The following is a 25,182-nucleotide window of genomic DNA, read 5'->3' as shown; positions in this document are numbered from 1 at the left end:
GTCGATGCGGCAGGTTGCGCTGCACAAACGCCGTCCCTGCAGGCCTCGCAGATCGGGCAGCGGCTGGCGCCGATCTGCCGCGCCTTGCGTGCCATCATCAGCTGGGTGTTGGCCAACGCCAGTTTCGGCTTGGCGCCGGCGCGGGCCTTGTCCGCCGCATTGGGCAGGGCGGAGGCAAGCACCTTCAGCCCCGAGCCGCTACCGGGTGCGCCACCCGAGTTCATTTTGATCGTCGCGCCGCTCACCGTAACGCCACTGGGGTCGAGCTTGAGGAAGCTGCCGCCACCGCTGGCGGTAAGTTCCATGCCGGCGTCGATGACGACCTTGCAGCCGGCGTAGTAGTGGATCTCATCGCCGGCTTCGATGAACTGTCCGCTGCCGATCCTGACGTGCTGGGTGTCGCCGACGGTGAGGTGATCGCTGGCTCTGATTTCGCTCTTGCGGTCGCCGTGCGTCGTGCGGTGTTCCTCGGCCTTGAATTCGCTGTAGCTGTTGGCCTCGACGGTGTCGTGACGTTCGTGGCCGACGCGGATCTTCTGGTCGTGCTCGATGTTCTCGTCCCAGTCGCGCTGGGCGTGGAGGTAGATCTGCTCGGCGCCCTTGCGGTCTTCGATGCGCAGTTCGTTGTAGCCGCCACCGCCGGGCGAGCTGAGCGTCTTGAACACCGTGCGGGTCTTGTTCGCCGGAAGGTCGTAGGGGACCTGGTGTTCCTTGTGATAGAGGCAGCCAGTCACCAGCGGTTGATCGGGGTCGCCTTCGAGGAAGGTCACCAGCACTTCCATGCCGACCCGCGGGATGGCGATGCCGCCATAGCGATCACCGGCCCAGCTGGAGCTGACGCGCAGCCAGCAGCTGGTCTTGTCGTCGGCCGCACCGATGCGATCCCAGTGGAACTGGACCTTCACCCGGCCGTACTCGTCGCAGTGGATTTCCTCGCCGCGTGGGCCGGTGACCACGGCGGTTTGGCTGCCGAGAACCTTGGGTTTGGGATGTTCGCGCGGCGGGCGGTAGAAGACATCCCACGGCGTGGCGGCAAAGTGGTTGCGATAGCCCTGATGGAAGTCGGCGTCGCCACTTTCCGGCGTGGCAGTGCTGATCGACTCTTCCAGCACCTGTGGCTGTCGGCCCTGATGGAACACTTCGGTGAGCAGCCAGAGGTCGTTCCACGACGGTCGCGGATGGTCGGTGAGGGCGAGGAAGTGACCGCTCGCCAGATAGGCGTCGCTGGCGCCCTCGGCCAGCGCGTAGTCCGCGCGCAAGCGCTGCAGGTTGCGTTTGGCCAGGTGTTTGCCGCGCTCGCGGGTGGTGAAGCGCCCGGGATAGTCGTAGGCCTCCAGTATCGGCGCGAACTCGCTGCCATGGCCGGCTTCCAGCCGCAGTCTGGGCTGCTCGAAGTCGTAGTCGCGCAGGCTGGCGTGGCTGCTGCGGGTTTCCAGGCGTACGCCGAAGCGCTTGACGACCGCACGCTCGGCGACCAGCCCGGAATCCTGCTGGTAGGCCAGCGGCGCCAGCTTCGCGAACACCGTCTGATCGTCGCCGAACACCAGCACATGGCCGGCTTCGCTGTGCTGGAAGTGGAAGCTGATGCCCTCCTCCTCGCACAGTCGCTGGATGAAGTGCAGGTCGCTCTCGTCGTACTGCACGCAATAGTCGCGTTGGGGATACGCGTGACCGAGCTGGAAGCGATAGGCATCGGCCTGGATGCCATGGGCTTCCAGCACCTGCGCGATGACCTGCGGCACGCCGAGATGCTGGAAGATGCGCTGGTCGTGGCTATGCGCCAGGTAGGCCAGCTGCGGGCGCAGGCTGAGGCTATAGCGCGTCAGTCGCTTGCCCGATTCACCCTGGCGGACGCGCTGCAGCACCCCGTGCACGCCCTTGCCGGCCGGGCCGAAGGCGAGGTACGCCGGGCGATGCAGCAGGGTTTCAAGATCGAGATCGGTGCGCGCGCTGACCACCTCGATGTCGAAGCGGTAGGGCTGGTTGAGTTTTTCGTGGCCGTCGAAACTGAGCACTTGCAGGTCGGTTTCGACGCCGGCAACGGCGAGGGTGATATGCGCTTGATTGGCATCCAGCATGCCTTGGCCTCCATCCTTGAGTCAGGCGAAGGCCGAAGGTTGAACGACCTCGATGCCCGATTCAATGATGGCGGGACGACCGCATGACCGGAATCACGCTTCTTGCCGCGCAAAACCTGCGCGATTTTCCGCCGTTGGCTAACCCAGCAACTCGGCGAACTGCTCGGCCGGCACCGGCGGGCTGAGCAGGTAGCCCTGGATTTCGTCGCACTGATGCGCCTTGAGGAAATCCATCTGCGCCTGGGTTTCCACGCCCTCGGCAACCACCTGCAGCTCCAGGCTGTGGACCATGGCAATGATCGCGCGGACGATCGCCGCATCCTCGGCCGAATGCTCCAGTTCGCAGATGAACGAGCGATCGATCTTCACGTAATCCACCGGGAAGCGCTTTAGGTAACTCAGCGACGAATAGCCGGTGCCGAAATCGTCGATCGCCAGCTTGACCCCCAACGCGCGCAGCTGGCGACTGATGCTGATGGCGTTGTCGATGTCGTCGAGCAGCTGGCTCTCGGTGAGCTCCAGCTCGAGCATCGACGCCGGCAGGCCGCTCTCCTCCAGCACCTGACGCACCAGGCTGACGAAGTTGCCCTGGCGCAGCTGCTTGACCGACAGATTCACCGAGATGCGGATATCCGCCAGGCCGCTGCGCTGCCAGTCGCGTGCCTGCCGGCAGGCTTCACGCAGCACGAACTCGCCGAGCGGGATGATCAGTCCGGTCTCCTCCGCCAGCGGGATGAATCGCCCGGGCGCCACCAGTCCCTGCTGTGGATGGCGCCAGCGCACCAGGGCCTCGGCCGCCTCCAGGCGATCGCCAAGCAGACTCAGGCGCGGCTGATAGAAGACTTCCAGCTGTCCCTCGGCAAGCGCTTTGCGCAGCTGATTCTCCATCTGCAGGTAGTCGAAGCTGGAGATCTGCTCGCGGTCGGTGAAGAACTGTAGGGTATCGCCACCCAGATGCTTGGCCTGTTGCATGGCCCGGTTGGCCTGACGCAACAGGGTCGCCGCTTCGCGGCTGTTGTCCGGCAGCAGGCTGACCCCGATCGAGGCACTGATCACCAGTTCCTGGCCGCCGACCGTCACCGGCTTGCGCATCCGTGTCAGCAGACGACTGCCCAGATGGGCCAGGTTGGACAGACTGCCGTAGCCTTCGAGCAGCACGACGAATTCGTCGCCGGACAGCCGCGCGATGGTGTCGGCTTCGGCCAGGGTCTGGGTCAGGCGCCGGGACATCTCGCTGAGCAGACGATCCGCGGCCTCGTGACCGAGGCTTTCGTTGAGGTTCTTGAAACGGTCCAGATCGATGTACAGCACTGCCAGGTTGCGTCCGCTCTGCTGCGCCCGCTGACAGGCCGCGTGCAGACGCTCCTTGAGCAGGCTGCGGTTGGCCAACCCGGTGAGGTTGTCGTAGTGCATCAGGTAGCGCAGCCGCTCCTCGGCCTGGCGACGTACAGTCAGATCGGAGAGGAAACCCACCACGTGAGTGGTGCCACCCAGGGCGTCGCGCACCTCGCGCAGCTGCACCCATTGCGGATAGACCTCGCCGTTCTTGCGGACCTCGATCAGCTCGCCCTGCCAGGCACCATCGCGCGCCAGCGCCTCGCGTAGCGTGGCGTACTGGCGTTGCGATTCCGCCGAGCTGGCCAGGCGCGCCGCACTGCGGCCGAGCAACTCCTCGCGCGAATAGCCGGACAGCGCGCAGCAGGCATCGTTGATCGCCAGGATGCGAAAGCGCGAATCCATGATCACCATGCCTTCGCCGGCCGCTTCGAACACCGTGGCCGCCAGGCGCTGCTGCTCGGCCTGGTGGCGAATGTCGCTGATGTCGCGCCGAGTACCGATCATCCGCAACGCACGCCCGTTTGCGTCGCGGCGGATCACCCGGCCGCGATCCTCGACCCACAGATGGCTGCCATCGTCTTTCAGCGCGCGATATTCGACGACGTAGAGCTCGGTTTCACCCTTCAGGTGCGCAATCAGCTTGGCGCGAACACCGGGCAGATCATCCGGATGCAGATCGGGCAGCGGCCGGCCAGAAGCATCCAGGCGCTGGGCATCCACGTCGAAGGCGACCTCCAGGCGCGAGTAATGCACCTTGTCCTGCGCCAGGTCCCAGTCCCACAAGCCCAGATCGCTGGCTTCCAGCGCCATGCTCAAACGCGCCTCGCTCTGGCGCAGCTCATCGGCCACCCGCGCGAGTTCGGTGGTGCGCTCAGCGACGCGCTGCTCCAAGCCGTCATAGGCACGGCGCAGCTTCAGCTCGGCGCTGCGTCGCTGCTCCACCTCGCGCGCCAGCTCGGCATTCAGCTGCTCGGCCTGCCGCGCCGACTTGCCCAGCCGCTCGATCAGCACCAGTTTGTGCAGACGCTGCGCCAGACCGTCGCCGACGATCCGACTGATCTGCCAGGCGATCAGGCTGAGGGTTGCCAATACGATCAGTGCGAGCAGACCCCAGCCCTGTTGCAAGGGATTCGCGGCACTGAGCAGAAGCACGCCGGCCGGCAGCAGGCAGGGCACGGCGAAACAGAGGAACGCCGGCAGGCTGACGCCATAGCCGACGCTGGCGACGATCACCACCGAGCCGATCAGGCCGTACAGCAGCGCCTGTTCGAAGAACGCAGCGGGCGGCACCAGCGCCACCATCGCATAGGCGAGGCTGAGTGCCGAGGCGACGCTGCCGAGCAGGAAGCGTCGGTACCAGTGCGGCGCTACCTGCTCGGTAGGCGGCGCCTGGTTGAAAGCGTTGACCTGTTGCAGCCACAGCAACCCGAGCGTGGCCATCCAGAGAAACCAGCCGCCCAGTTCGACGCCGCCATGTTCCGGCCACAACAGCAGCACACATACCAGGCTGGCAGCGAGCATCAGCAGGGCGGGAATGCGTGAGCCACGGTACAGCAGGCGCGTGCGCTCGGCACCATCACCCGACTCGAGCGGCAAGGATTCGCGGCTCGGGATGGCGGTTGGCGAGGCCTGGCAAACGGCTCGGACAGAATCGGTCATGGCTGTTTTTCTTGTAGTGATCCCCAGAACGGCCGTCAGACGACCCGAACTTCGCGATAATGGCATGCTGATAGCATCGCGTCACAGGCGATCCGGCCGAAAAAACGACAGCGCGCACGCTCTCCGACCAACGGCCGCGCTGTCAACCCGGCCATTGGTCCCACATCAGCGCGTCCGATCGACGCAGGCAGCCGCGCTGGCAGGACCACAGGACGAGCGCAAGCAGGGCATTTCCAATAGAATGCCGCGATGCATGACGATCTCTCTCTCCTCCTGAATTCCCTCAACGACGCCCAGCGCCAGGCCGTGGCCGCGCCGCTTGGCCGTCAGCTGGTATTGGCTGGCGCCGGCTCGGGCAAGACCCGCGTGCTGGTGCACCGCATCGCCTGGCTGCACCAGGTCGAGCGCGCATCATTGCACTCGATCCTCTCGGTGACCTTTACCAACAAGGCCGCCGCCGAGATGCGCCAGCGCATCGAGCAGCTGCTGCACGTCAATCCGCAGGGCATGTGGGTCGGCACCTTCCACGGCCTGGCCCACCGCCTGCTGCGCGCGCACTGGCAGGAAGCGAAGCTGGCGCAGAACTTCCAGATCCTCGATTCCGACGACCAGCAACGGCTGGTCAAGCGGGTGATCCGCGAGCTCGGCCTCGACGAGCAGCGCTGGCCGGCGCGCCAGGCGCAGTGGTGGATCAACGCGCAGAAGGACGAAGGGCTGCGCCCACGCAACATCCAGGCCGGCGGTGACCTGTTCCTCGCCACCCAGCTGAAGATCTACGAAGCCTACGAGGAAGCCTGCGCCCGCGCGGGGGTGATCGACTTCTCCGAGCTGCTGCTGCGCGCCCTGGACCTGTGGCGCGACCACCCGGGCCTGCTCGAGCACTACCAGCGGCGTTTCCGCCACGTGCTGGTGGACGAATTCCAGGACACCAACGCCGTGCAGTACGCCTGGTTGCGCCTGCTGGCCAAGGGCGGCGAAAGCCTGATGGTGGTCGGCGACGACGACCAGTCGATCTACGGCTGGCGCGGCGCGCGGATCGAGAACCTGCACCAGTTCAGCGCCGACTTCCCGGATGCCGAAACCATCCGCCTGGAGCAGAACTACCGCTCCACCGCCTGCATCCTCAAGGCCGCCAACGCGCTGATCGCCAACAACCAGGGCCGTCTCGGCAAGGAGCTCTGGACTTCCGGTTGCGAGGGCGAGCCGATCAGCCTGTACGCCGCGTTCAACGAGCACGACGAAGCGCGCTACGTGGTCGAGAGCATTGAGAAGGCCATCCGCGACGGCATGAGCCGCAGCGAGATCGCCATCCTCTACCGCTCCAACGCCCAGTCGCGGGTGCTGGAAGAAGCGCTGCTGCGCGAGAAGATTCCTTACCGCATCTATGGCGGCCAACGCTTCTTCGAGCGCGCCGAGATCAAGAACGCCATGGCCTACCTGCGCCTGATCCAGACCCGCGACAACGACGCGGCGCTGGAACGGGTGATCAATGTGCCGGCCCGCGGCATCGGCGAGAAGACTGTCGAGTCACTGCGCCAGCTGGCACGTGAACAGGGTCTGTCGATGTGGGCGGCGCTGCATCAGGCGGTCGGCACCAAGGCGGTTTCTGGGCGAGCGGCGAGCGCGCTGAACGCCTTCGTCGAGCTGGTCGACACCCTGGCGCTGAAGGTCGAGGGCATGCAGTTGCACAACATGGCGCAGCTGGTCATCGAGCAGTCCGGGCTGCTGGCCTATCACCGCGACGAGAAAGGCGAGAAGGCCCAGGCGCGGGTGGAAAACCTCGAGGAACTGGTTTCCGCCGCGCGCGCCTTCGACAGCTACAGCGAAGAGGACGACGACATCCAGTCGCCGCTGGCGGCTTTCCTTGACCACGCCTCGCTGGAGGCCGGCGAGCAGCAGGCCGGCGACCACGAGGACAGCGTGCAGCTGATGACCCTGCACAGCGCCAAGGGCCTGGAGTTTCCACTGGTGTTCCTGGTCGGCATGGAAGAAGGCCTGTTCCCGCACAAGATGAGCCTGGAGGAATCCGGTCGTCTGGAAGAGGAACGCCGCCTGGCCTATGTCGGCATCACCCGCGCCATGCAGCAGCTGGTAATCACCTACGCCGAAACCCGCCGACTCTACGGCAGCGAGACCTACAACAAGATCTCGCGCTTCGTCCGCGAAATCCCGCCGGCGCTGGTGCAGGAAGTGCGGCTGGGCAACACCGTGACGCGCTCGTTCAGCGGCAAGAGCATGAGCGGCTCGTCGCTGTTCGACGGTGCCGGCGTACCGGACACTCCGTTCAACCTCGGTCAGCGCGTACGCCATGCGCTGTTCGGCGAAGGCACCATCCTCAACTTCGAAGGCTCCGGCGCCCAGGCGCGGGTGCAGGTGAACTTCGAGGACGAGGGCAGCAAGTGGCTGATGCTCAGCTACGCAAAACTTGAAGCCCTGTGAGGCTGACGCTAACGTCAACCCGTCATACCAACAAGCCATTCCTATAAGAAGAATCTTCCAAGGAAATTGCCCCATGAAACGCCGCCATCTGTTCGGTGCTGCCGCTGCCTTGCTTGCCACCCTCGGCCTCGCCGGTTGCAATGACGACAACAAAGTCGAAACCTCCGGCCAGCAGGCCGCCAGCGAACCGGCCAAGACCTACACCTGGAAGATGGTTACCGCCTGGCCGAAGAACTACCCGGGCCTGGGCACCGCCGCCGAACGCCTGGCCGAGCGGGTCAAGGTGATGAGTGACGGTCGCCTGACCATCAAGGTCTACGCCGCCGGCGAACTGGTGCCGGCGCTGGAAGTGTTCGATGCCGTCTCCCGTGGCACCGCCGAACTGGGCCATGGCGCTGCCTACTACTGGAAAGGCAAGGTGCCCACCGCGCAGTTCTTCACCTCCGTGCCGTTCGGCCTGTCGGCCATCGAGATGAACGCCTGGCTGAGCAAGGGCGAAGGCCAGAAGTTCTGGGACGAGGCCTACGCCCCCTTCGGCGTGAAGCCGATGGTGGTCGGCAACACCGGCATGCAGATGGGCGGCTGGTACAACAAGGAAATCAATTCGCTGGACGACCTCAAGGGGCTGAAGATCCGCATGCCGGGCCTCGGCGGCGAAGTGCTGACTCGTCTCGGCGCGACCACCGTGAACCTGCCTGGCGGCGAGGTGTTCACCGCGCTGCAGACCGGCGCCATCGACGCCACCGACTGGGTCAGCCCGTACAACGACCTGGCCTTCGGCCTGCACAAGGCCGCCAAGTACTACTACTACCCGGGCTGGCAGGAGCCGCAGGCGGTGCTCGAACTGCTGGTCAACCAGAAGGCGCTCGACACCCTGCCCGAGGATCTGCAGGCGATCCTCACCGAGGCGACCCGCGCGGCCAGCCGCGACATGCTCGACGACTACGTCTACAACAACGCTCTGGCGCTGGATCAGCTCAAGCAGCAGGGCGTCGAGCTCAAGCGCTTCCCTGACGAAGTGCTCGGCGCCATGCAGGAGCAGTCGGAGCTGGTGCTCGGCGAGCTGGCCGCGCAAAGCGAACTGAACGGCCGCATCTGGGCGTCGATGAAAGCCTTCCAGGCGCAGGTCAAGCCGATGCACGAGATTTCCGAGAAGGAACTGTACAACTGGCGTTGACCTGCCGTGCGCGCGGAGCCGCCGGGGACCGCGCGCCGATCAGGGCCAGCCGATTCTTGGTCGACCTGACCGGACGCGACCAACGGTCGCAAGCAAAAGCTCGTAACATACTGCCCCTCGCCAACCCTTGCCTGGCTCGGCAGGATGGCGCGCGTACCTCCACTTAATTCAAGCGGGAACACTCAATGCAACGTGTGCTTAGCATTTTCATGGCGCTGTGTATCAGCCTGACCTTCGCGCTGGACGCCCACGCCAAGCGCTTTGGCGGCGGCAAGAGCTTCGGCTCGGCGCCCAGCCACCAGACCCGCCAGGCGCCCCAGCAGACCCAGGCCGCACCGAATCAGGCTGGCCGTCAGACGCCCGCTGCCGCCAGCGGCGCCTCGCGCTGGCTCGGCCCGCTGGCCGGTCTGGCCGCCGGCGGCCTGCTCGCCTCGATGTTCATGGGCGATGGCTTCGAAGGCATCCAGTTCATGGATATCCTGATCTTCGGCCTGATCGCGTTCCTGCTGTTCCGCTTCCTCGCTGCCCGTCGCCGCCAGCAGCAACCGGCCATGGCCGGTCACGCGCCAATGCAGCGCGAGATGCCGCAGCAACCCGCGACCTCCATCTTCGGTGGCAGCGCCGCCCCGGCCGCCGCCGCTCCGGTGATCAACGCCCCGGCGTGGTTCAACGAGCAGAGCTTCGTCGCCGCGGCGCGCGAGCACTTCCTCTCGCTGCAGCAGCACTGGGACGCCAACGAGATGGACAAGATCGCCGAGTTCGTCACCCCGCAGCTGCTGGGTTTCCTCAAGCAGGAACGCGCCGAGATCGGTGATGCCTATCAGTCGACCTACATCGACGATCTGCAGATCCAGCTCGACGGCGTCGACGACAACGCCGAGAAGACCACCGCGACTCTGACCTTCAGCGGCGTGGCCAAGACTTCTCGCTTCGACCAGGGCGAGCCCTTCAGCGAGAGCTGGCGCATGGAGCGTGTGCAGGGCGAGAACCAGCCCTGGCTGGTGGCCGGTATCCGCCAGAACGCCTGATCGGCGTCGTTCCGGAACCCACACCGGCCTGCCTCCGGACAGGCCACGAAGACCCCGCCCGGCGGGGTTTTTCGTTTCTGCCTCGGCATCGGCACGACCACTTTTGCAGCGGCAAAAAAACCGGCCGCGGAGCTAACCGCGGCCGGCGCAACGACACATTCCGATCATTTCCTGAGGAAATCCAGCAGGTCCTGATTGAAGCGCTCCTTGTGGGTGTCGGTCAGGCCGTGCGGCGCACCGGGATAGACGATCAGTTGCGCGTCCTTGATCAGAGCGGCAGAGGCCTTGCCGGAGCTCTCCAGCGGCACGATCTGGTCATCGTCGCCGTGGATCACCAGCGTCGGCACGTCGAACTTCTTCAGGTCCTCGCGGAAATCGGTGGCCGAGAACGCGGCGATGGAGTCGTAGGTGTTCTTGTGCCCGGCCTGCATGCCCTGGGCCCGCCAGTTGTCGATCAGCCCCTGGGACACCTTGGCGCCCGGACGGTTGAAGCCGTAGAACGGGCCGGAAGCCAGGTCCAGATACAACTGCGCGCGGTCTTCCAGCGAAGCCTTGCGGATGCCGTCGAACACTTCCAGCGGCAGGCCGCCCGGGTTATCCGCGGTCTTCAGCATCATCGGCGGCACGGCGCTGACCAGCACGGCCTTCTTCACCCGCCTGGTGCCGTGGCGGCCGATGTAGCGGGCCACCTCGCCGCCACCAGTGGAGAAGCCCACCAGGGTGACGTCCTTCAGGTCGAGCGCTTCGATCACCGCGGCCAAGTCGTCGGCGTAGTGATTCATATCGTTGCCTTCCCACGGCTGGCTGGAACGACCGTGACCGCGGCGGTCATGGGCGACCACGCGATAGCCCTGCGAGGCAAGAAACAGCATCTGCGACTCCCAGCTATCCGAGCTGAGTGGCCAGCCGTGGCTGAAGGTGACCACCGGGCCGTCCTTCGGGCCCCAGTCCTTGTAGTAGAGCTGCACGCCATCGGCGATGGTAATGGTGCTGGCGGTCTGAGCGGCGACGGCGGTGCTGCCGGACTTCGCCGGTTGCGCGGCCTGGGCAGCGAAGGTGGGTTGCAGCGCGAGGGCCAGCAGACTGATGGCGAAGGTGCGGGTAATGAGGTTCATGGCATGGGTCTCCTGTTCGAAAGGGTGGTCAGTCAGGCTCAGTCGGCGATGATCAGCGTCACGTCGATGTTTCCGCGGGTGGCGTTGGAGTAGGGGCAGACCACGTGAGCCTGCTCGACCAGCGCCTGCAGCACGTCACGGGCGATGCCGGGCGCGCTGATGGTCAACTCGGCCTCGATGCCGAAGCCGGTGGGAATCTGGCCGATGCCGACCTTGCCGGTGACGCGGGTATCCGCCGGCAGGGCGACCTTCTGCTTGCCGGCGACGAACTTCAGCGCACCGAGAAAGCAGGCCGAATAACCGGCGGCGAACAACTGCTCGGGGTTGGTCCCGGCACCACCGGCACCGCCCAGCTCTCGCGGCGTGGACAGCTGCACGTCGAGCGCCTGGTTGGACGAAGTGGCGCGGCCTTCGCGGCCGCCTGTGGCGGTGGCAGTAGCGGTATAGAGGATCTTCTCGATGGACATGGCTTCGTTCCTGTTCTGCTGGTAGGCCAGGGCGTTGTTGCCCGGTGAGAACTATTCTGCTCACCAAGGAGAACTATTGGTGACGTAAAATCCGTATAACTTGATCAGGAGTACGAAGATGGCCGACCGGCTAGCCGCACTGATGACGCACTTCCCGATGCGTGCCCAGGTGTTCAATACCGGGCCGCTGTGCGGCATCAACACCCTGCAGAGCGATGGCGTGCACGGGCAGCTGCACCTGATTCGCCGCGGTGAGGTGGAGGTCCGCTACGGCCGGGAGACACTGCACGTCACGCAACCGAGCCTGCTGCTGTTCCCGCGGCCGCTGACCCACCGTTTCATCACCGCGCCCGGCTGTGAGGTGGACATGGTCTGCGCGAACCTGGCGTTCGAGGGCGGCACCAGTAACCCGATTGCCTCGGCGCTGGCCGATCTGGTCTGCCTGCCGCTGGACCAGGTATGGGGTGCCGAGCCGATCCTTTCGCTGCTGTTCGAGGAAGCCTTCGAACAGCGCTGCGGACGGGTGGCGCTGGTCGAACGCCTGCTCGAGGTGGTGATGATTCAGGTCTTGCGCCAATTGATGGAAAGCGGCGAAGTGAATGGCGGACTGCTGTCCGGACTGGCGCATCCTCGCCTGCGCAATGCACTGGTGGCGATGCATGAGGCGCCCGCAAAGGAATGGACGCTTGAAGAGCTTGCCGGCGTTGCCGGGATGTCGCGCAGCGCGTTCGCCACAACCTTCCGCGAGACGGTCGGTGTCACGCCGGGACAGTATCTGCAGGGCTGGCGCGTGCGGCTGACGCAGAAAGCCCTGCGCCGCGGACGCTCCCTGAAGATGATCGCGACCGAGGTTGGCTACGGCAGCGAAGCCGCGCTCTCCCGCGCGTTCAAGGCGCAAGCCGGACTCTCGCCTCGGGAGTGGAAAAGCCAGCTATCCGAGGCGAACAACGCCTGAACACCAAGACCGGCTCTTACCCGCCCATCGCCAGGTGCACGACGGGCAAGGTGCTCCGCTGCCCAAGTCGCGCAGCGAAACGCTGCATTAATCCTTCACTTTTCTGAAGCTTGGCTAAGCTGCTTAACAGACGCCGGCAATGCATCGGCGTTCCAGCCTGGTAAGAAGGAGAACAGCGATGGACATGAACCGTCGACAGTTCTTCAAGGTCTGCGGTGTGGGCCTTGGGGCGTCGAGCATGGCGGCATTGGGCATGGCCCCGCCGACGGCGTATGCCGAGTCGATCCGGCATTTCAAATTGACCAACACACGGGAAACGCGCAACACCTGCCCCTACTGCTCGGTCGGTTGCGGCCTGATCATGTACAGCCAGGGCAGCGGGGGCCTGAACGTCACCCAGGAGATCATCCACATCGAGGGCGACGCCGATCATCCGGTCAACCGCGGCACGCTCTGCCCGAAAGGCGCCGGTCTGCTGGACTTCGTCCACAGCCCGAACCGGCTGAAGTACCCCGAGGTCCGCGAAGCCGGCAGCAACGAGTGGAAGCGCATCGAATGGGACGAAGCCCTCGATCGCATCGCCAAGCTGGTCAAGGAAGATCGTGACGCCAATTTCGTCGAACGCAACGACAAGGGCCAGATCGTCAATCGCTGGCTGACCACCGGATTCCTCGCCGCCTCGGCATCCTCCAACGAGGCCGGCTACATCACCCACAAGGTAGTACGCTCACTCGGCATCCTGGCATTCGATAACCAAGCACGTGTCTGACACGGCCCGACGGTGGCAAGTCTTGCCCCGACGTTTGGCCGCGGCGCCATGACCAACCACTGGTCCGACATCAAGAATGCGGACCTGGTCCTGATCATGGGCGGTAATGCCGCCGAAGCGCATCCGTGCGGGTTCAAATGGGTGACCGAAGCCAAGGCCCACAACAAGGCCAAGCTGGTGGTGGTCGATCCGCGCTTTACCCGTTCGGCCTCGGTGGCCGACCTCTATGCGCCGATCCGTACCGGCACCGACATCGCCTTCCTCGGCGGGCTGATCAACTACCTGCTGGAAAACGACAAGATCCAGCACGAGTACGTGCGCAACTACACCGACGTCTCCTTCATCGTCAAAGAAGGCTTCGGCTTCGAGAACGGCCTGTTCAACGACTACGATGCGGACAAGCGCAGCTACCCGGACAAGTCGGCCTGGGGCTACGAACTGGACGAGCAGGGCTTCGCCAAGGTCGACCCGACCCTGCAGCACCCGCGCTGCGTGTTCCAGCTGCTCAAGCAGCACTACAGCCGCTACACCCCGGAAGTGGTCAGCAACATCTGCGGCACACCGCAGGACAAGATGTTGCAGGTCTGGCAGACCATTGCCGAGACATCCGCGCCCGGCAAGGCCATGACCGTCATGTACGCGCTGGGCTGGACCCAGCATTCGATCGGCTCACAGATGATCCGTACCGGCGCGATGGTTCAGCTGCTGCTGGGCAACATCGGCATGCCCGGCGGCGGCATGAATGCCCTGCGCGGGCACTCCAACATCCAGGGCCTGACCGACCTCGGCCTGCTGTCCAACCTGCTGCCGGGCTACCTGACCGTGCCGCAGGAAATGGAACAGGACTATGCCGCGTACATCACCAAGCGCACCGCCAAGCCGATCCGGCCCGGGCAACTGTCCTACTGGCAGAACTACGAGAAGTTCCACGTCAGCCTGATGAAGGCCTGGTACGGCAAGAACGCCACCGCCGAGAATGACTGGGGTTTCCACTGGCTGCCGAAGCTGGATATTCCCGGCTACGACGTGCTCAAGTACTTCGACATGATGTATCAGGGCCAGGTCAACGGTTACTTCTGCCAGGGCTTCAACCCGATCGCCTCGTTCCCCAACAAGGCCAAGGTCAGCGCGGCCCTGGCCAAGCTGAAGTTCCTGGTGATCATGGACCCGCTGGCCACCGAAACCTCGGAGTTCTGGCGCAACGCCGGCGAGTACAACGATGTCGACACCGCCAGCATCCAGACCACCGTGTTCCGTCTGCCGACCACCTGCTTCGCCGAGGAGGACGGCTCGCTGGTCAACAGCGGACGCTGGCTGCAATGGCACTGGAAAGCCGCCGAGCCGCCGGGGCAGGCGCGTACCGACATAGCGATCATGGGCGGGCTGTTCCATCGTCTGCGTGCGATGTATCGGAAGGACGGCGGCGCCTACGCCGAACCGTTGCTGAACATCGACTGGTCCTATCTGCGCCCCGAAGAGCCAAGCCCGGAAGAAATCGCCCGCGAATTCAGCGGCAAGGCGCTGGCGGACGTGACGGATCCGACTACCGGCGCAACGCTGGCCAAGGCCGGCGAACAGCTGGCCGGCTTCGCCCAGCTGCGCGCCGATGGCTCCACTGCCTGTGGTTGCTGGATCTTCAGCGGTGCCTGGACCCAGGCCGGCAATCAGATGGCGCGGCGCGACAATGCCGATCCTTACGGCATGGGTCAGACCCTCGGCTGGGCGTGGTCCTGGCCGGCCAACCGGCGGATTCTCTATAACCGCGCCTCGGCGGATGTATCCGGCAAGCCGTGGGACCCGGAGAAGAAGCGGCTGGTCTGGTGGAACGGCAAAGCCTGGGGCGGCACCGACGTGCCCGACTTCAAGGTCGACTCGCCACCGGAAGCCGGCATGAACCCGTTCATCATGAACCCGGAAGGCGTGGCACGACTGTTCGCCGTGGACAAGATGAACGAGGGGCCATTCCCCGAACACTATGAGCCGTTCGAGACGCCGATCGGGCGCAACCCCATGCACCCGGACAATCCGCAGGCGGTCAGCAACCCGGCTGCGCGGGTATTCAAGAACGACATGGAGCTGTTCGGCACCGCGGAGGAATTCCCCTACGCGGCGACCACCTACCGCCTCACCGAGCACTTCCACTTCTGGACCAAGCACTGCCGGCTCAACGCGATTACCCAGCCCGAGCAGTTCGTCGAGATCGGCGAGGCGCTGGCCAAGGAGCTCGGCATCGTCGCCGGCGAGCGGGTCAAGGTGTCGTCCAATCGCGGCTATATCAAGGCAGTGGCGGTGGTAACCAAGCGCATCAAACCGCTGACCGTCGATGGCAAGACGGTGCACCACGTCGGCATTCCACTGCACTGGGGCTTCGCCGGGGTGGCGCGTAACGGTTATCTAACCAACACCCTGACGCCGTTCGTGGGTGATGCGAATACCCAGACGCCGGAGTTCAAGTCGTTCCTGGTCAACGTGGAGAAGGCATGATGGCTACCCAAGACGTGATTGCCCGCTCCGCTACGACCACCGAGCGGCCGTCGATCCGCGAGATCGGCGAAGTGGCGAAACTGATCGACACCTCCAAGTGCATCGGCTGCAAGGCCTGTCAGGTAGCGTGCTCGGAATGGAACGACCTGCGCGACGAGGTCGGCACCAGCGCCGGGACCTACGACAACCCGATCGACCTCACTGCCGAATCCTGGACGGTGATGAAGTTCGCCGAATACGAGAACCCCGACAGCGGCAACCTCGAATGGCTGATCCGCAAGGACGGCTGCATGCACTGCGCCGACCCGGGCTGCCTCAAGGCTTGCCCGGCGCCCGGGGCGATCATCAAGTACGCCAACGGCATCGTCGACTTCAATCAGGACAAGTGCATCGGCTGCGGCTACTGCATTACCGGCTGCCCGTTCGACATCCCACGCATCTCGGAGAAGGACAAGAAAGCCTACAAATGCACGCTCTGCTCCGATCGCGTCTCGGTAGGGCTGGAGCCGGCCTGCGTGAAGACCTGCCCTACCGGGGCGATCGTCTTCGGCAGCAAGGAGGACATGAAGGAACATGCCGCCGGGCGCATCGCCGACCTCAAGGAACGCGGTTTCGACCAGGCCGGGCTGTACGACCCTGACGGCGTCGGCGGTACGCATGTGATGTACGTGCTGCACCACGCCGACCAGCCATCGCTGTACAGCGGCCTCGCCGACGAGCCGACCATCAGTCCGCTGGTCAGTCTGTGGAAAGGGGTCGCCAAACCGCTGGCTCTGCTCGGCATGGGCGCCGCAGTACTGGCCGGCTTCTTCCATTACACGCGCGTCGGTCCGGTGCGGGTGGAGGAAGGGTCCGAAGGCGAACTCAGCGAACCGGTTGTGCACCAGGTCGATCCGACGGTGCATGTGGTCGATCCGAAGGAGCCGCGCCCCTGAAGCCCGCGGCCCTGCCTGCAGGGCCGCTTTTCGGGATGCCGACTGCTCAAGGAGCCAGCGATGAAAAACGAAATCGTACGCTACACACCGTCCCAGCGATCGAATCACTGGGCGGTCGCCATTCTCTTCGTGCTTGCCGCACTGTCGGGCCTGGCGTTGTTCCATCCGGCGCTGTTCGGGCTGTCCGGGCTGTTCGGCGGTGGTACCTGGACGCGCATCCTGCATCCGTTCATCGGGGTCGCGATGTTCGTGCTGTTCCTGGTACTAGCGCTGCGCTTCGCCTCGCATAACCGCATCGAGGCAAGGGATCGCCAGTGGCTGAAGCAGATCAACGACGTGGTGCATAACCGCGAGGACCGGCTACCAGAGGTCGGGCGCTACAACGCCGGGCAGAAGGTACTGTTCTGGACGCTGATCCTCTGCATGCTGGTACTGCTGCTCAGCGGCATCGTCATCTGGCGCGAATACTTCGCCAGTGCCTTTGGCATCGTCACCCTGCGCTGGGCCAGCGTACTGCACGCGGCGGCCGCCTTCGTACTGATCGTCAGCATCATCGTGCATATCTACGCGGCGATCTGGCTGAAAGGCTCGATGGGTTCGATGCTCTACGGCACGGTGAGCCGCGCCTGGGCGCGCAAGCACCACCCTGCCTGGTATCGGGAGATCAACGAGCGCAAGTGAACGTCCAGTCGTAGTGTTCCGACCGGTGATTGAACAGCCACCGGCCGGAACGCACTTGACGCATGCAGCTGCCCCACCACGGGCTATGCTGTTCCGCAAAACCATAAGAAAAGGAGTCCTGCGTGGCAGGCACCATTCTCGAACCCGGGCAGATCGAAGCCGCTGCCAGCAAACCGCCCTTTTTCACCCATCCCCCGCGCGAACTGTTCGTACTGCGCGCCGAACGGCTGGAAAAGCTCGCTGAAAACCATCCCTTCGGTGACTATCTGCGCTTGCTGGCCGGGGTCTGCCGAGCCCAGCAACAGGTCCTCGACAATCCGCCGCCGCTCCCGGCGCTGGATGCCCGTCGCACCCGCGAATGCCTGGCGCATAATGTTCCACCACTCGCCGCCGACACCTTGGTTCGTGAAGATGCCTGGCTGGCGGTGCTCGAAGCCTGGCTGGACGTCTTCGGCGTTCCGGACAATCCAACCGTGGCGGCCGCTATCGAGCAGCTGCGTCGCGCCGACAGCGGCCAGCGCAAGGCCTGGGCTGTGGCGCTGATCAGCGGCCAGTACGACAGCCTGCCGGCCGCGCTGGTGCCCTTCCTCGGTGCCGCGCTGCAGGTGGCCTGGAGCCACATGGCCCTGGCAATCGACCCAGCCGACATGCGTGAACGCGAGGACCAAACCCTCTGCCCCTGCTGCGGCGCTCCTCCAATGGCGGGTGTGATTCGCCATCGCGGACAACTCAATGGCCTGCGCTACCTCGTGTGCTCGCTGTGCTCCAGCGAATGGCACTACGTACGCCTGAAATGCAGCCACTGCCGCAGCACCAAGAAGCTCGACTACATGCACTTCGAGGGCGCACCGCTGGGCATCAAGGCTGAGGTCTGCCCAACCTGCAACGGCTATCTCAAACAGCTCTACCTCGAACTGGCTCCGGACGGCGAGACACTATCGGCCGATCTCGCCACGCTGGATCTGGACATGCTGCTGGCCGAACAGGGCTTCCAACGCCAGGCGCCCAACCTGCTCCTCGCACCGGGAGGCGAAGGATGAGCAGCACGCACCTGCCGTCGGTGGACAAGCTGCTGCGTAACCCGGCCTGTGCGCCTTTGCAGCAGCGCTACGGTCGCCAGGCATTGCTGAGCACCCTGCGCGACCTGCTCGACGAACTGCGCGAGCCCGCCCGCCACGGCCAGCTCGCCGCTCTTGAGCTGTCCGAAGCGGTGCTCGCCGGGCGCGCTGGCGAACGCCTGGCCAGCCAGCACCGCAGCCACGTACGCCGCGTGTTCAACCTCACCGGCACGGTGCTGCACACCAACCTCGGTCGCGCGCTGCTGCCGGAGGAGGCGATCGAGGCGATCACCTTGGCCGCGCGCTACCCGCTCAACCTGGAATTCGATTTGGCCACCGGCAAGCGCGGTGACCGCGACGATCTCATCGAAGGGCTGATCCGCGAGCTGACCGGCGCCGAGGCCGTCACCGTGGTCAACAACAACGCCGCCGCCGTGCTGCTGGCACTGAACAGCCTCGGCACGCGCAAGGAAGGCATCATCTCTCGCGGCGAACTAATCGAGATCGGCGGCGCCTTCCGCATCCCCGACATCATGGCCCGCGCCGGCGTGAAGCTGCATGAAGTCGGCACCACCAACCGCACCCACGCCAAGGATTACGAAGCGGCCATCAACCCCCGCTCGGGCCTGCTGATGCGCGTGCACACCAGCAACTACAGCGTGCAGGGCTTCACCGCCAGCGTCGCCACCGCCGAACTGGCGCGCATCGCCCATGCCCACGACCTGCCGCTGCTGGAAGACCTGGGCAGCGGCAGCCTGCTCGACCTCTCGCGCTGGGGTCTGCCGAAAGAACCCACTGTGCAGGAAGCGCTGCGCGACGGTGCCGACATCGTTACCTTCAGCGGCGACAAGCTGCTCGGCGGCCCGCAGGCCGGGCTGATCGTCGGCAGCAAGGCGCTGATTCAGAAGATCAAGAAGAACCCGCTCAAGCGCGCCCTGCGTGTCGACAAGCTGACCCTCGCCGCGCTGGAAGCGGTGCTCAACCTCTACCGCGACCCCGACCGCCTGGCCGAACGCCTCACCAGCCTGCGCCTGCTCAGCCGCCCGCAGACGGACATTCGCGCCCAGGCCGAACGCATCGCCCCGGCGCTGACCGCCGTGCTCGGCGAGAGCTGGCAAGTCGCGGTAACCGATGCTCTGGGCATGATCGGCAGCGGCGCGCAGCCGGTGGCCCGCCTGCCCAGCGCCGCGCTGTGCATCCGTCCGCAGCAGCCCAAGCGCCTGCGCGGCCGCAGCCTGCACCAGCTGGAAGAAGCCCTGCGCTGCCTGCCGATTCCGGTGCTCGGGCGCATCGACGACGACGCCCTCTGGCTCGACCTGCGCCAGCTCGACGACGAAGCGGCCTTCCTTCAGCAACTGGTGCATCTGCAAGAGGAACTGGCCCGTTGATCGTCGGGACCGCCGGCCATATCGACCATGGCAAGACCGCACTGCTGCACGCCCTCACCGGCCAACAGGGCGACCGCCGCCGCGAGGAGCGCGAACGCGGCATCACCATCGACCTCGGCTACCTCTACGCCGACCTCGGTGAAGGCAACCTCACGGGCTTCATCGACGTGCCAGGCCATGAGCGCTTCGTGCACAACATGCTGGCCGGCGCCAGCGGCATCGATTGCGTGCTGCTGGTGGTCGCCGCCGACGACGGCGTGATGCCGCAGACCCGCGAACACCTGGCGATCGTCGAACTGCTCGGCATCCGCCGGGCGCTGGTCGCGCTGACCAAGACCGACCGCGTCGAGCCTGCGCGCATCGCCGAAGTCGAGCAGGAGATCGCCAACCTGCTGGGTGCCGGCCCGCTCGCGGGCTCGCCGGTGTATCCGGTTTCCAGCCTCAGCGGCGAGGGCATCGACACCCTGCGCAGCGCACTGATCGACGAGGCCACACGCACCGCCGCCCGTGGTGACAGCGGCTATTTCCGCCTGGCCATCGACCGCGCCTTCAGCGTCACCGGCGCCGGCGTGGTGGTGACCGGCACCGCATTCGCCGGGTGTGTGAGCGTCGGCGACGAACTGCTGCTTAGCCCCGCAGGCAAACGCGTGCGCGTCCGCGGCCTGCACGCGCAGAACCGCGAAGCGGACGAAGCCCATGCCGGCCAGCGCGTGGCGTTGAATCTTGCCGGTGAGCGCCTGGCAGTGGAGCAAATCCACCGCGGCGACTGGCTGCTAAACCCGCTGCTGCATGCGCCGACCCAGCGCATCGACATCGACTTCCAGCTACTGCCCGGCGAAGCCCACGAACTCAAGCACTGGACGCCGGTACACGTGCACCTCGGCGCCCAGGACGTTACCGCGCGCATCGCCCTGCTCGAAGGGGAAAGCCTGGCGCCGGGTGCACGCATGTTCGCCCAGCTGCTGCTGAATGCACCGAGCCATGCGGTGCACGGCGACCGCATCGTCCTGCGCGACCAGTCCGCCCAGCGCACCCTTGGCGGCGGTCGCGTGCTCGACCCCTTGGCACCGCCACGCAATCGCCGCCGTGCTGCACGACTGGAGCAACTTCGCGCCCTCGCCCAGCCGAGCCTGGAGCAGGCATTGCCGCCGCTGCTCGCCAGCGCCGCCAATGGCATCGATCCCCAGGCGCTGGAACGCCAGTTCAACCGCCCGCGCGACGGTTGGCAGCTGCCGGCAGGCGTGGTGGAAATCGGCACCCGGTTGGGACCCCGGCTTTACGACCAGGCAGGCTGGAACGAGCTCGAAGCAACTCTGCTCGCGGCGCTGCAGCGCTTTCACGAAGAACAACCCGACGAGCTCGGCCCCGACCGCGACCGCCTGCGCCGCTATGCCCTGCCGCAACTGGAACGACCGGTTTTCATCGCCCTGCTGGAACAGGCACTGGCCGCTGGCAGCATCGAAACCAGCGGCCCCTGGCTGCACCGTCCCGATCACCGGGTACGCCTGAGCGACGCAGAAGAATCACTGAAGGAACGCCTGTGGCCGCTGCTCGAAGCCGGCCAATTCGACCCACCCTGGGTCCGCGACCTGGCCCGCGACCTTGGCGTTGATGAAGCGCAGATGCGCCAGCTGCTGCGCAAACTGGCACGCCTCGGTCTGTTGCAACAGGTGGTGAAGGATTTGTTCTACCCCGAGTTCACCATTCGCCAACTCGCGGGGCATGTATTGCAGCTGGAAGCGCAAAGCGGCGTGATCCGCGCCGCCGCCTTCCGCGACCAGATCAAACTCGGACGCAAACGCTGCATCCAGCTGCTCGAACACTTCGACCGTATCGGCTTCACTCGCCGCTTCGGCAACGAACGCAAGATCCGACGCGACAACGCCTTGGCGGCGCAGCCGCCGCTCGGGTAGGCTGGCAGCGGTCGTTGATCCATCGGTCAACGACCATCCCTTTCGCAACGGAAGGCAATCGCACCCGGTGGTGCGGCCGGGCTTCAAATCCTGTTTTTGCTTCAGTTGTCAGGGGCCTATGTTGGAAAGTGCTGGTCATTCAGGTGTGCACTGCTTGGCTATTCCAGCCTTTATAGGTCATTTTCGGCCTATGATTTCGACACTTTTTCGACACCACGCTTCTTGCCCCTACCCTCAAAGAATTCCATATGGCAAATTGACAGTCTGCCATCGCGCCAAGGATTAGGGCATCCATGTCCAACGAAATCAAAAAGCTAGAACGCCGCCGAAAAGCCAGAAAAAAGGTCATAGTGGGTTGTAGTTATTTTCTGCGGCACAAAACGCCTTACGCTTTTCGGTGCGGCAGCGATGTATGAAGTATTCCTTAGCGGCTTTTCGACAATCTCGGTATTCAATTGATCCACGACGTTCGTTCTGGCATACGGTGTGATATTGAATCCAGCCGTTCACTGTTTGCCATTGGATCTTGCGCTGAGTTCTCTTTCTATCGGCGCCCGTCCACGTCCAATAGTCTGTCTGTAGCACTGGCTTGTGCGGCACTCTCTTTGATTGAGTGTTGGCCGCGTACAGCGTCGGCTTCGGGGCCGGTATTGTGTTGATCGCGCCTGTCGGCTGATAGTTTTGATCGTTGAAGGACGTTTGCCGGATAGCAGGTTGCTTCTGTGCGGAGAGCATCTCGGCAAGTGCCATCGCTTTGCGGTCAACGCTAACTTGTCGCTCTTCGAGGGCCGATACCTGCGGGAGCTCCGGCTCAGCTTCGAATACAGGCTTGTCTGCGAATCTGATGCCGCTCTTGATCTGATTGATGTCGATGATGATCTCTTTACCGAACATCAAAGTCAGCACCCAGAACATCGCAGAGCCCAAACCGAGCAGTGCTAAAAAGCGCCAGGGCCCCGCTTTCTTTCTAGTGCGTAGATACTCCGGCATATCATCCCTGCTAGCTTTCATTCCCTTCCCTCTCCTGTCCTTCGGGCGTACCAGCGCCTAGTCACTTCCTTGGTGATCGCTATCCCGCGTCTTGACTGGTCAAGTTTCGGTTGGCCTCGTCGTAGTCGGGGCTGGTCTGGCCTTTGTCCGGCATGACTTCCCCGGTCATCAGCCACCACCGATAGCTTGGGTACAGCAGACCCAGCTGCTCGATCTCCTCTGCGCTCATACGCGCTTTCCCACGCTTGATGCTCTGCCACCTGACGTATTCCTTGCTGTTCACCTCGGCAAGGTCTTTCAGGCTCGTCGCCTCAAGCAATTTAAGGGCTCTATCAAGCATTCGGGCAGTCATTATCAAAATGAATCGTATGGACTATTGCCATAATCCAATGAGATATGGATACTGTCCATATGGATTTATTCCATATGTTTAGCTCCAAAGAAGACCAACATAGTGCAACAAAGGCCGAGGACATGGAAGGAAACCTACCGCCGATAGACCTGCTCAACGCGCCCCCGGTCATGCCGTGGCGCCAGTTCGCGGACTGGATTCGCATGGGCGATGAACACGACGTGGTGTGGGGCTGGATTCGCAACGGCTACATCCCGTCGCACAAGGTCGGCAAGTACGTGATGGTCAACGTGGCGCTGCTGGTTAAGCAGCTCATGGAAAAGGAGTGGGACGAATGATCCGCGCCGCTCACGGAAAGCCAGGGGACGGGATGACCTATGCAGAAGCCGACCAGCTATCTACGCCTTCCGCACGCCCAGGACTGCGACTGCTCTGTCTGCTGGTCCAGACGCGAAATGGAGAAGCCCGCTCCCTCCCCGTCCACACGCTGCGCCCAATGCCGCCCCGCCTCTGCGCGGCCGATTCGCACGCTGCAAATGGGCCGCGTCGGTGGTGTCTGGAAGCCTCTGGTCTCGGAGTGGACAGTGGAGCCGGCCTTTATCTGCGAGAAGCACACGCCACCCGACCGCCCCGCGAAGTGGTGGAGCGTTATCTACGACCCGGGCAAGCCAACGCCCTACGTGCCGATTCACAAACCGTTCGAGCTGGTGGGGTGATGGCATGAGCCGCTCGATCAGTCGCTACCTGCTCGCCCTGCTCTGGCATTGGGCGCCCCCGGCAATCATCGGGTTCGCTATCGGCTCCGCGCTGGCAACTGTGCAGATCATCAAGGTGCTGGAGTCGGTCGACCATCAATGGCTCGCGGCAGCGACTCAACTGGTCGAGCAATGCACGACCCAAGACCAAGCCGCCCCCGCCGAAGCCGAACAGGTCCAGGGCCGCGCTCCCGGCTCGTCGGATCACGCTTCACCGATCCGGCGAACGGAAGCACGGGCGGAGCGCACCCTTGACCCTGCACGAACAGAAACAGCCTCCGCTCGTGAGTGTGGGGCAGCTTCACCGCCCCGCGCTCCCGAGCCCTCGGCGGCAAGAGTGGGATGACAAGGGCAAAGCCCTTGGTGTTAACCAACTAGAGAACACACACGACGCGACGTTTTAACCGGTAGGCCAAGTAACAGATCACCTCGGCGAACTTGCGAGTTCACCGGTTCGGGATCGCTCGGCCTGCAGAAAGCAAAGCAGCGCAATAAAGCGCAACTAGAGAGAGGAAACACAAATGGCACGTTCGATCATGGAAGTTGCATTTCTCAGCGCCGAGAAAGTCGAGTTCGACAACGTGAAGCTGGTGAAGCTGTTTGTCGGTGACGAGCCGGACGGCAAGCGTGACCTCGGCATTTCCATCCTGTCGATGAATGTCTCCGAAGAAGCCCTGGACGAAGTGTGGTCCGCCTGCGAAGGCCTCGATGTGCTTGAGCCGATCCGCGTCACCACCGAGATCGAGCGAGGCTCCAAGAACGCCGGCAAGTTTATCGTCCTGCATGTTGAACCCGTGAAGGCAGCCGCCGCTCAAGCCCCCAAGCCGACCCAGCAACCGACCCCGACCGCCAAGCCAGCCGGCACCCAGCCGGAACCGGCCAAAGCGAACTAACCGGGAGGGGCGGCCATGCTGATCGATGACCGGGTGTACTGCGATTGCTGCGGCAACGACATGGGCAAGCTCATGGCGCTGCCCGCGCCGCAAAGCGACCTGCTGCCCGACCTCAGCCTGCCGCCCCACTTCGCCGTCTGCCCTGACTGCGAACCCTCCGAAAAAACCGCCGACCTCGAGGCCGGCGAATGACTTACGCGCTCACCTGCGACGGCGCCGTCTCGGTCGATGCAGGCGGGGCGCCCCTGTGTTCCGGGGGCTGGGTCTTGGTCCAGCTTCCAGAACAGTTCGACCCGAGCCAACTGGACCCCGCGGTATTGGCCCAGGTGTTCGGGATCGGATTCACGCTCGTAACCACTGTGCTGTTGATCGGCATCGGCTGTAAGGCCGTACTCGACTTCATCAAGCACGCCTGAAAAACCCATTTGGAGTGACCACCATGCACAACATCAAACGCATCTCCCGCGATCTGGCCCTGGCCGTTCCCTTCGCCATCGCGGCTTCCGCCTCCCACGCTGCCGGCTGGGATTACAGCACCCTTACCGATGGCGTGGACTTCTCGACCATCGCCACCGGTGTCCTCGCCGTCGCAGCCCTGCTGGCAGCGGTATACGCCGGCATCAAGGGTGCCCGCGTCGTCCTCGGCTTCCTGCGTTCGTAACGCTCACCAGCAACCCGGGCCGGCCTAGTGCCGGCCTTTCTCTTAGC

Annotated in this window: 22 protein-coding genes and 1 pseudogene; 17 read left to right on the top strand and 6 right to left on the bottom strand. The window is 64.4% G+C overall.

The genetic code is table 11. The features are described from left to right. Positions 1-23 precede the first annotated feature (23 nt). Together N8H22_RS11580 and N8H22_RS11575 are read right to left on the bottom strand one after the other, a co-directional pair. Positions 24-2,078: pseudogene (locus N8H22_RS11580) on the bottom strand (type VI secretion system tip protein VgrG); the annotation flags it as partial. A 138-nt stretch (positions 2,079-2,216) separates the two neighbouring features. Next, on the bottom strand, positions 2,217-5,075 hold the full coding sequence (locus N8H22_RS11575; RefSeq protein WP_264590666.1) for a bifunctional diguanylate cyclase/phosphodiesterase: 2,859 nt from the start codon (positions 5,073-5,075) through the stop codon (positions 2,217-2,219). A 249-nt stretch (positions 5,076-5,324) separates the two neighbouring features. On the opposite strand from N8H22_RS11575, the gene uvrD reads away from it, so the two are divergent. The 3 genes from uvrD (at position 5,325) to N8H22_RS11560 (ending at position 9,719) form a co-directional block, all read left to right on the top strand. Beyond that, on the top strand, positions 5,325-7,514 hold the full coding sequence (gene uvrD / locus N8H22_RS11570; RefSeq protein ID WP_264590665.1) for a DNA helicase II: 2,190 nt from the start codon (positions 5,325-5,327) through the stop codon (positions 7,512-7,514). A gap of 73 nt (positions 7,515-7,587) precedes the next feature. Beyond that, on the top strand, positions 7,588-8,691 hold the full coding sequence (locus N8H22_RS11565) for a TRAP transporter substrate-binding protein (protein ID WP_264590664.1): 1,104 nt from the start codon (positions 7,588-7,590) through the stop codon (positions 8,689-8,691). A 185-nt stretch (positions 8,692-8,876) separates the two neighbouring features. After that, positions 8,877-9,719, top strand: a complete 843-nt coding sequence (locus N8H22_RS11560) for a TIM44-like domain-containing protein (protein ID WP_264590663.1) — start codon at positions 8,877-8,879, stop codon at positions 9,717-9,719. 164 nt (positions 9,720-9,883) lie between these two features. On the opposite strand, the gene N8H22_RS11555 is transcribed toward N8H22_RS11560, so the two are convergent. Continuing rightward, positions 9,884-10,834 carry an alpha/beta hydrolase gene (locus tag N8H22_RS11555; RefSeq protein ID WP_264590662.1) on the bottom strand — a complete coding sequence of 317 codons (951 nt, stop codon included), beginning with the start codon at positions 10,832-10,834 and terminating at the stop codon, positions 9,884-9,886. Between the two features lie 38 nt (positions 10,835-10,872). Beyond that, positions 10,873-11,301 carry an organic hydroperoxide resistance protein gene (locus N8H22_RS11550; protein ID WP_264590661.1) on the bottom strand — a complete coding sequence of 143 codons (429 nt, stop codon included), beginning with the start codon at positions 11,299-11,301 and terminating at the stop codon, positions 10,873-10,875. A 118-nt stretch (positions 11,302-11,419) separates the two neighbouring features. Here N8H22_RS11550 and N8H22_RS11545 point away from each other — a divergent pair, with 118 nt between their 5' ends. From N8H22_RS11545 to selB, 7 genes are all read left to right on the top strand, one after another. Next, complete coding sequence (locus N8H22_RS11545) at positions 11,420-12,256, top strand: AraC family transcriptional regulator (protein WP_264590660.1); 837 nt, start codon at positions 11,420-11,422, stop codon at positions 12,254-12,256. Positions 12,257-12,434: 178 nt separating this feature from the next. Beyond that, positions 12,435-15,509 (top strand): formate dehydrogenase-N subunit alpha, encoded by a 3,075-nt coding sequence (gene fdnG / locus N8H22_RS11540; protein WP_264590659.1) that lies wholly within the window; start codon positions 12,435-12,437, stop codon positions 15,507-15,509. Beyond that, positions 15,509-16,444 (top strand): formate dehydrogenase subunit beta, encoded by a 936-nt coding sequence (gene fdxH, locus N8H22_RS11535; RefSeq protein ID WP_264591024.1) that lies wholly within the window; start codon positions 15,509-15,511, stop codon positions 16,442-16,444. The genes fdnG and fdxH overlap by 1 nt, the downstream gene beginning before the upstream one ends. Before the next feature lie 60 nt (positions 16,445-16,504). Then, positions 16,505-17,125, top strand: coding sequence for a formate dehydrogenase subunit gamma (locus N8H22_RS11530; protein ID WP_264590658.1), 621 nt, complete (start codon positions 16,505-16,507; stop codon positions 17,123-17,125). A gap of 122 nt (positions 17,126-17,247) precedes the next feature. Continuing rightward, on the top strand, positions 17,248-18,165 hold the full coding sequence (gene fdhE, locus N8H22_RS11525) for a formate dehydrogenase accessory protein FdhE (protein ID WP_264590657.1): 918 nt from the start codon (positions 17,248-17,250) through the stop codon (positions 18,163-18,165). Continuing rightward, a complete protein-coding gene (selA, locus tag N8H22_RS11520) occupies positions 18,162-19,571 on the top strand; it encodes an L-seryl-tRNA(Sec) selenium transferase (RefSeq protein ID WP_264590656.1) in 1,410 nt (469 codons plus the stop codon). Before fdhE ends, selA begins: the two co-directional genes overlap by 4 nt. Continuing rightward, complete coding sequence (gene selB, locus N8H22_RS11515; protein ID WP_264590655.1) at positions 19,568-21,484, top strand: selenocysteine-specific translation elongation factor; 1,917 nt, start codon at positions 19,568-19,570, stop codon at positions 21,482-21,484. The genes selA and selB overlap by 4 nt, the downstream gene beginning before the upstream one ends. Positions 21,485-21,829: 345 nt before the next feature. Here selB and N8H22_RS11510 read toward each other — a convergent pair whose 3' ends face one another. Together N8H22_RS11510 and N8H22_RS11505 are read right to left on the bottom strand one after the other, a co-directional pair. Next, positions 21,830-22,495: a hypothetical protein gene (locus N8H22_RS11510; RefSeq protein ID WP_264590654.1), complete on the bottom strand. Its 666-nt coding sequence runs from the start codon at positions 22,493-22,495 to the stop codon at positions 21,830-21,832. Between the two features lie 58 nt (positions 22,496-22,553). Next, positions 22,554-22,814, bottom strand: coding sequence for a DNA-binding protein (locus N8H22_RS11505; protein WP_256051866.1), 261 nt, complete (start codon positions 22,812-22,814; stop codon positions 22,554-22,556). A 134-nt stretch (positions 22,815-22,948) separates the two neighbouring features. Between N8H22_RS11505 and N8H22_RS11500 the strand changes: the two genes are divergently transcribed. The 7 genes from N8H22_RS11500 (at position 22,949) to N8H22_RS11470 (ending at position 25,135) form a co-directional block, all read left to right on the top strand. Further along, positions 22,949-23,164, top strand: a complete 216-nt coding sequence (locus tag N8H22_RS11500) for a DNA-binding protein (protein WP_125881902.1) — start codon at positions 22,949-22,951, stop codon at positions 23,162-23,164. A gap of 39 nt (positions 23,165-23,203) precedes the next feature. Beyond that, entirely contained in the window at positions 23,204-23,542 is a 339-nt protein-coding gene (locus tag N8H22_RS11495) for a DUF5447 family protein (protein WP_264590653.1), read from the top strand. 4 nt (positions 23,543-23,546) lie between these two features. Further along, a complete protein-coding gene (locus tag N8H22_RS11490; RefSeq protein WP_264590652.1) occupies positions 23,547-23,927 on the top strand; it encodes a hypothetical protein in 381 nt (126 codons plus the stop codon). A gap of 175 nt (positions 23,928-24,102) precedes the next feature. Next, positions 24,103-24,474: a hypothetical protein gene (locus tag N8H22_RS11485; protein WP_043298734.1), complete on the top strand. Its 372-nt coding sequence runs from the start codon at positions 24,103-24,105 to the stop codon at positions 24,472-24,474. A 15-nt stretch (positions 24,475-24,489) separates the two neighbouring features. Then, positions 24,490-24,666 (top strand): hypothetical protein, encoded by a 177-nt coding sequence (locus N8H22_RS11480; RefSeq protein ID WP_264590651.1) that lies wholly within the window; start codon positions 24,490-24,492, stop codon positions 24,664-24,666. After that, positions 24,663-24,890 (top strand): hypothetical protein, encoded by a 228-nt coding sequence (locus tag N8H22_RS11475; RefSeq protein WP_264590650.1) that lies wholly within the window; start codon positions 24,663-24,665, stop codon positions 24,888-24,890. Before N8H22_RS11480 ends, N8H22_RS11475 begins: the two co-directional genes overlap by 4 nt. 23 nt (positions 24,891-24,913) lie before the next feature. Continuing rightward, positions 24,914-25,135 carry a hypothetical protein gene (locus N8H22_RS11470; RefSeq protein WP_264590649.1) on the top strand — a complete coding sequence of 74 codons (222 nt, stop codon included), beginning with the start codon at positions 24,914-24,916 and terminating at the stop codon, positions 25,133-25,135. Positions 25,136-25,182 lie beyond the last annotated feature (47 nt).

This window comes from Stutzerimonas sp. S1 (assembly GCF_025966695.1).
Lineage (GTDB): Bacteria > Pseudomonadota > Gammaproteobacteria > Pseudomonadales > Pseudomonadaceae > Stutzerimonas.
This window is presented reverse-complemented; position numbering and strand designations above follow the sequence as displayed.

What these genes read in the sequence shown, in the direction of transcription:
- N8H22_RS11575 (WP_264590666.1), bottom strand. Translation starts at nt 5,075, where the DNA reads ATGACCGATTCTGTCCGAGCCGTTTGCCAGGCCTCGCCAACCGCCATC.
- uvrD (WP_264590665.1), top strand. Translation starts at nt 5,325, where the DNA reads ATGCATGACGATCTCTCTCTCCTCCTGAATTCCCTCAACGACGCCCAG.
- N8H22_RS11565 (WP_264590664.1), top strand. Translation starts at nt 7,588, where the DNA reads ATGAAACGCCGCCATCTGTTCGGTGCTGCCGCTGCCTTGCTTGCCACC.
- N8H22_RS11560 (WP_264590663.1), top strand. Translation starts at nt 8,877, where the DNA reads ATGCAACGTGTGCTTAGCATTTTCATGGCGCTGTGTATCAGCCTGACC.
- N8H22_RS11555 (WP_264590662.1), bottom strand. Translation starts at nt 10,834, where the DNA reads ATGAACCTCATTACCCGCACCTTCGCCATCAGTCTGCTGGCCCTCGCG.
- N8H22_RS11550 (WP_264590661.1), bottom strand. Translation starts at nt 11,301, where the DNA reads ATGTCCATCGAGAAGATCCTCTATACCGCTACTGCCACCGCCACAGGC.
- N8H22_RS11545 (WP_264590660.1), top strand. Translation starts at nt 11,420, where the DNA reads ATGGCCGACCGGCTAGCCGCACTGATGACGCACTTCCCGATGCGTGCC.
- fdxH (WP_264591024.1), top strand. Translation starts at nt 15,509, where the DNA reads ATGGCTACCCAAGACGTGATTGCCCGCTCCGCTACGACCACCGAGCGG.
- N8H22_RS11530 (WP_264590658.1), top strand. Translation starts at nt 16,505, where the DNA reads ATGAAAAACGAAATCGTACGCTACACACCGTCCCAGCGATCGAATCAC.
- selA (WP_264590656.1), top strand. Translation starts at nt 18,162, where the DNA reads ATGAGCAGCACGCACCTGCCGTCGGTGGACAAGCTGCTGCGTAACCCG.
- N8H22_RS11510 (WP_264590654.1), bottom strand. Translation starts at nt 22,495, where the DNA reads ATGAAAGCTAGCAGGGATGATATGCCGGAGTATCTACGCACTAGAAAG.
- N8H22_RS11505 (WP_256051866.1), bottom strand. Translation starts at nt 22,814, where the DNA reads ATGCTTGATAGAGCCCTTAAATTGCTTGAGGCGACGAGCCTGAAAGAC.
- N8H22_RS11500 (WP_125881902.1), top strand. Translation starts at nt 22,949, where the DNA reads ATGGAAGGAAACCTACCGCCGATAGACCTGCTCAACGCGCCCCCGGTC.
- N8H22_RS11495 (WP_264590653.1), top strand. Translation starts at nt 23,204, where the DNA reads ATGCAGAAGCCGACCAGCTATCTACGCCTTCCGCACGCCCAGGACTGC.
- N8H22_RS11490 (WP_264590652.1), top strand. Translation starts at nt 23,547, where the DNA reads ATGAGCCGCTCGATCAGTCGCTACCTGCTCGCCCTGCTCTGGCATTGG.
- N8H22_RS11485 (WP_043298734.1), top strand. Translation starts at nt 24,103, where the DNA reads ATGGCACGTTCGATCATGGAAGTTGCATTTCTCAGCGCCGAGAAAGTC.
- N8H22_RS11480 (WP_264590651.1), top strand. Translation starts at nt 24,490, where the DNA reads ATGCTGATCGATGACCGGGTGTACTGCGATTGCTGCGGCAACGACATG.
- N8H22_RS11475 (WP_264590650.1), top strand. Translation starts at nt 24,663, where the DNA reads ATGACTTACGCGCTCACCTGCGACGGCGCCGTCTCGGTCGATGCAGGC.
- N8H22_RS11470 (WP_264590649.1), top strand. Translation starts at nt 24,914, where the DNA reads ATGCACAACATCAAACGCATCTCCCGCGATCTGGCCCTGGCCGTTCCC.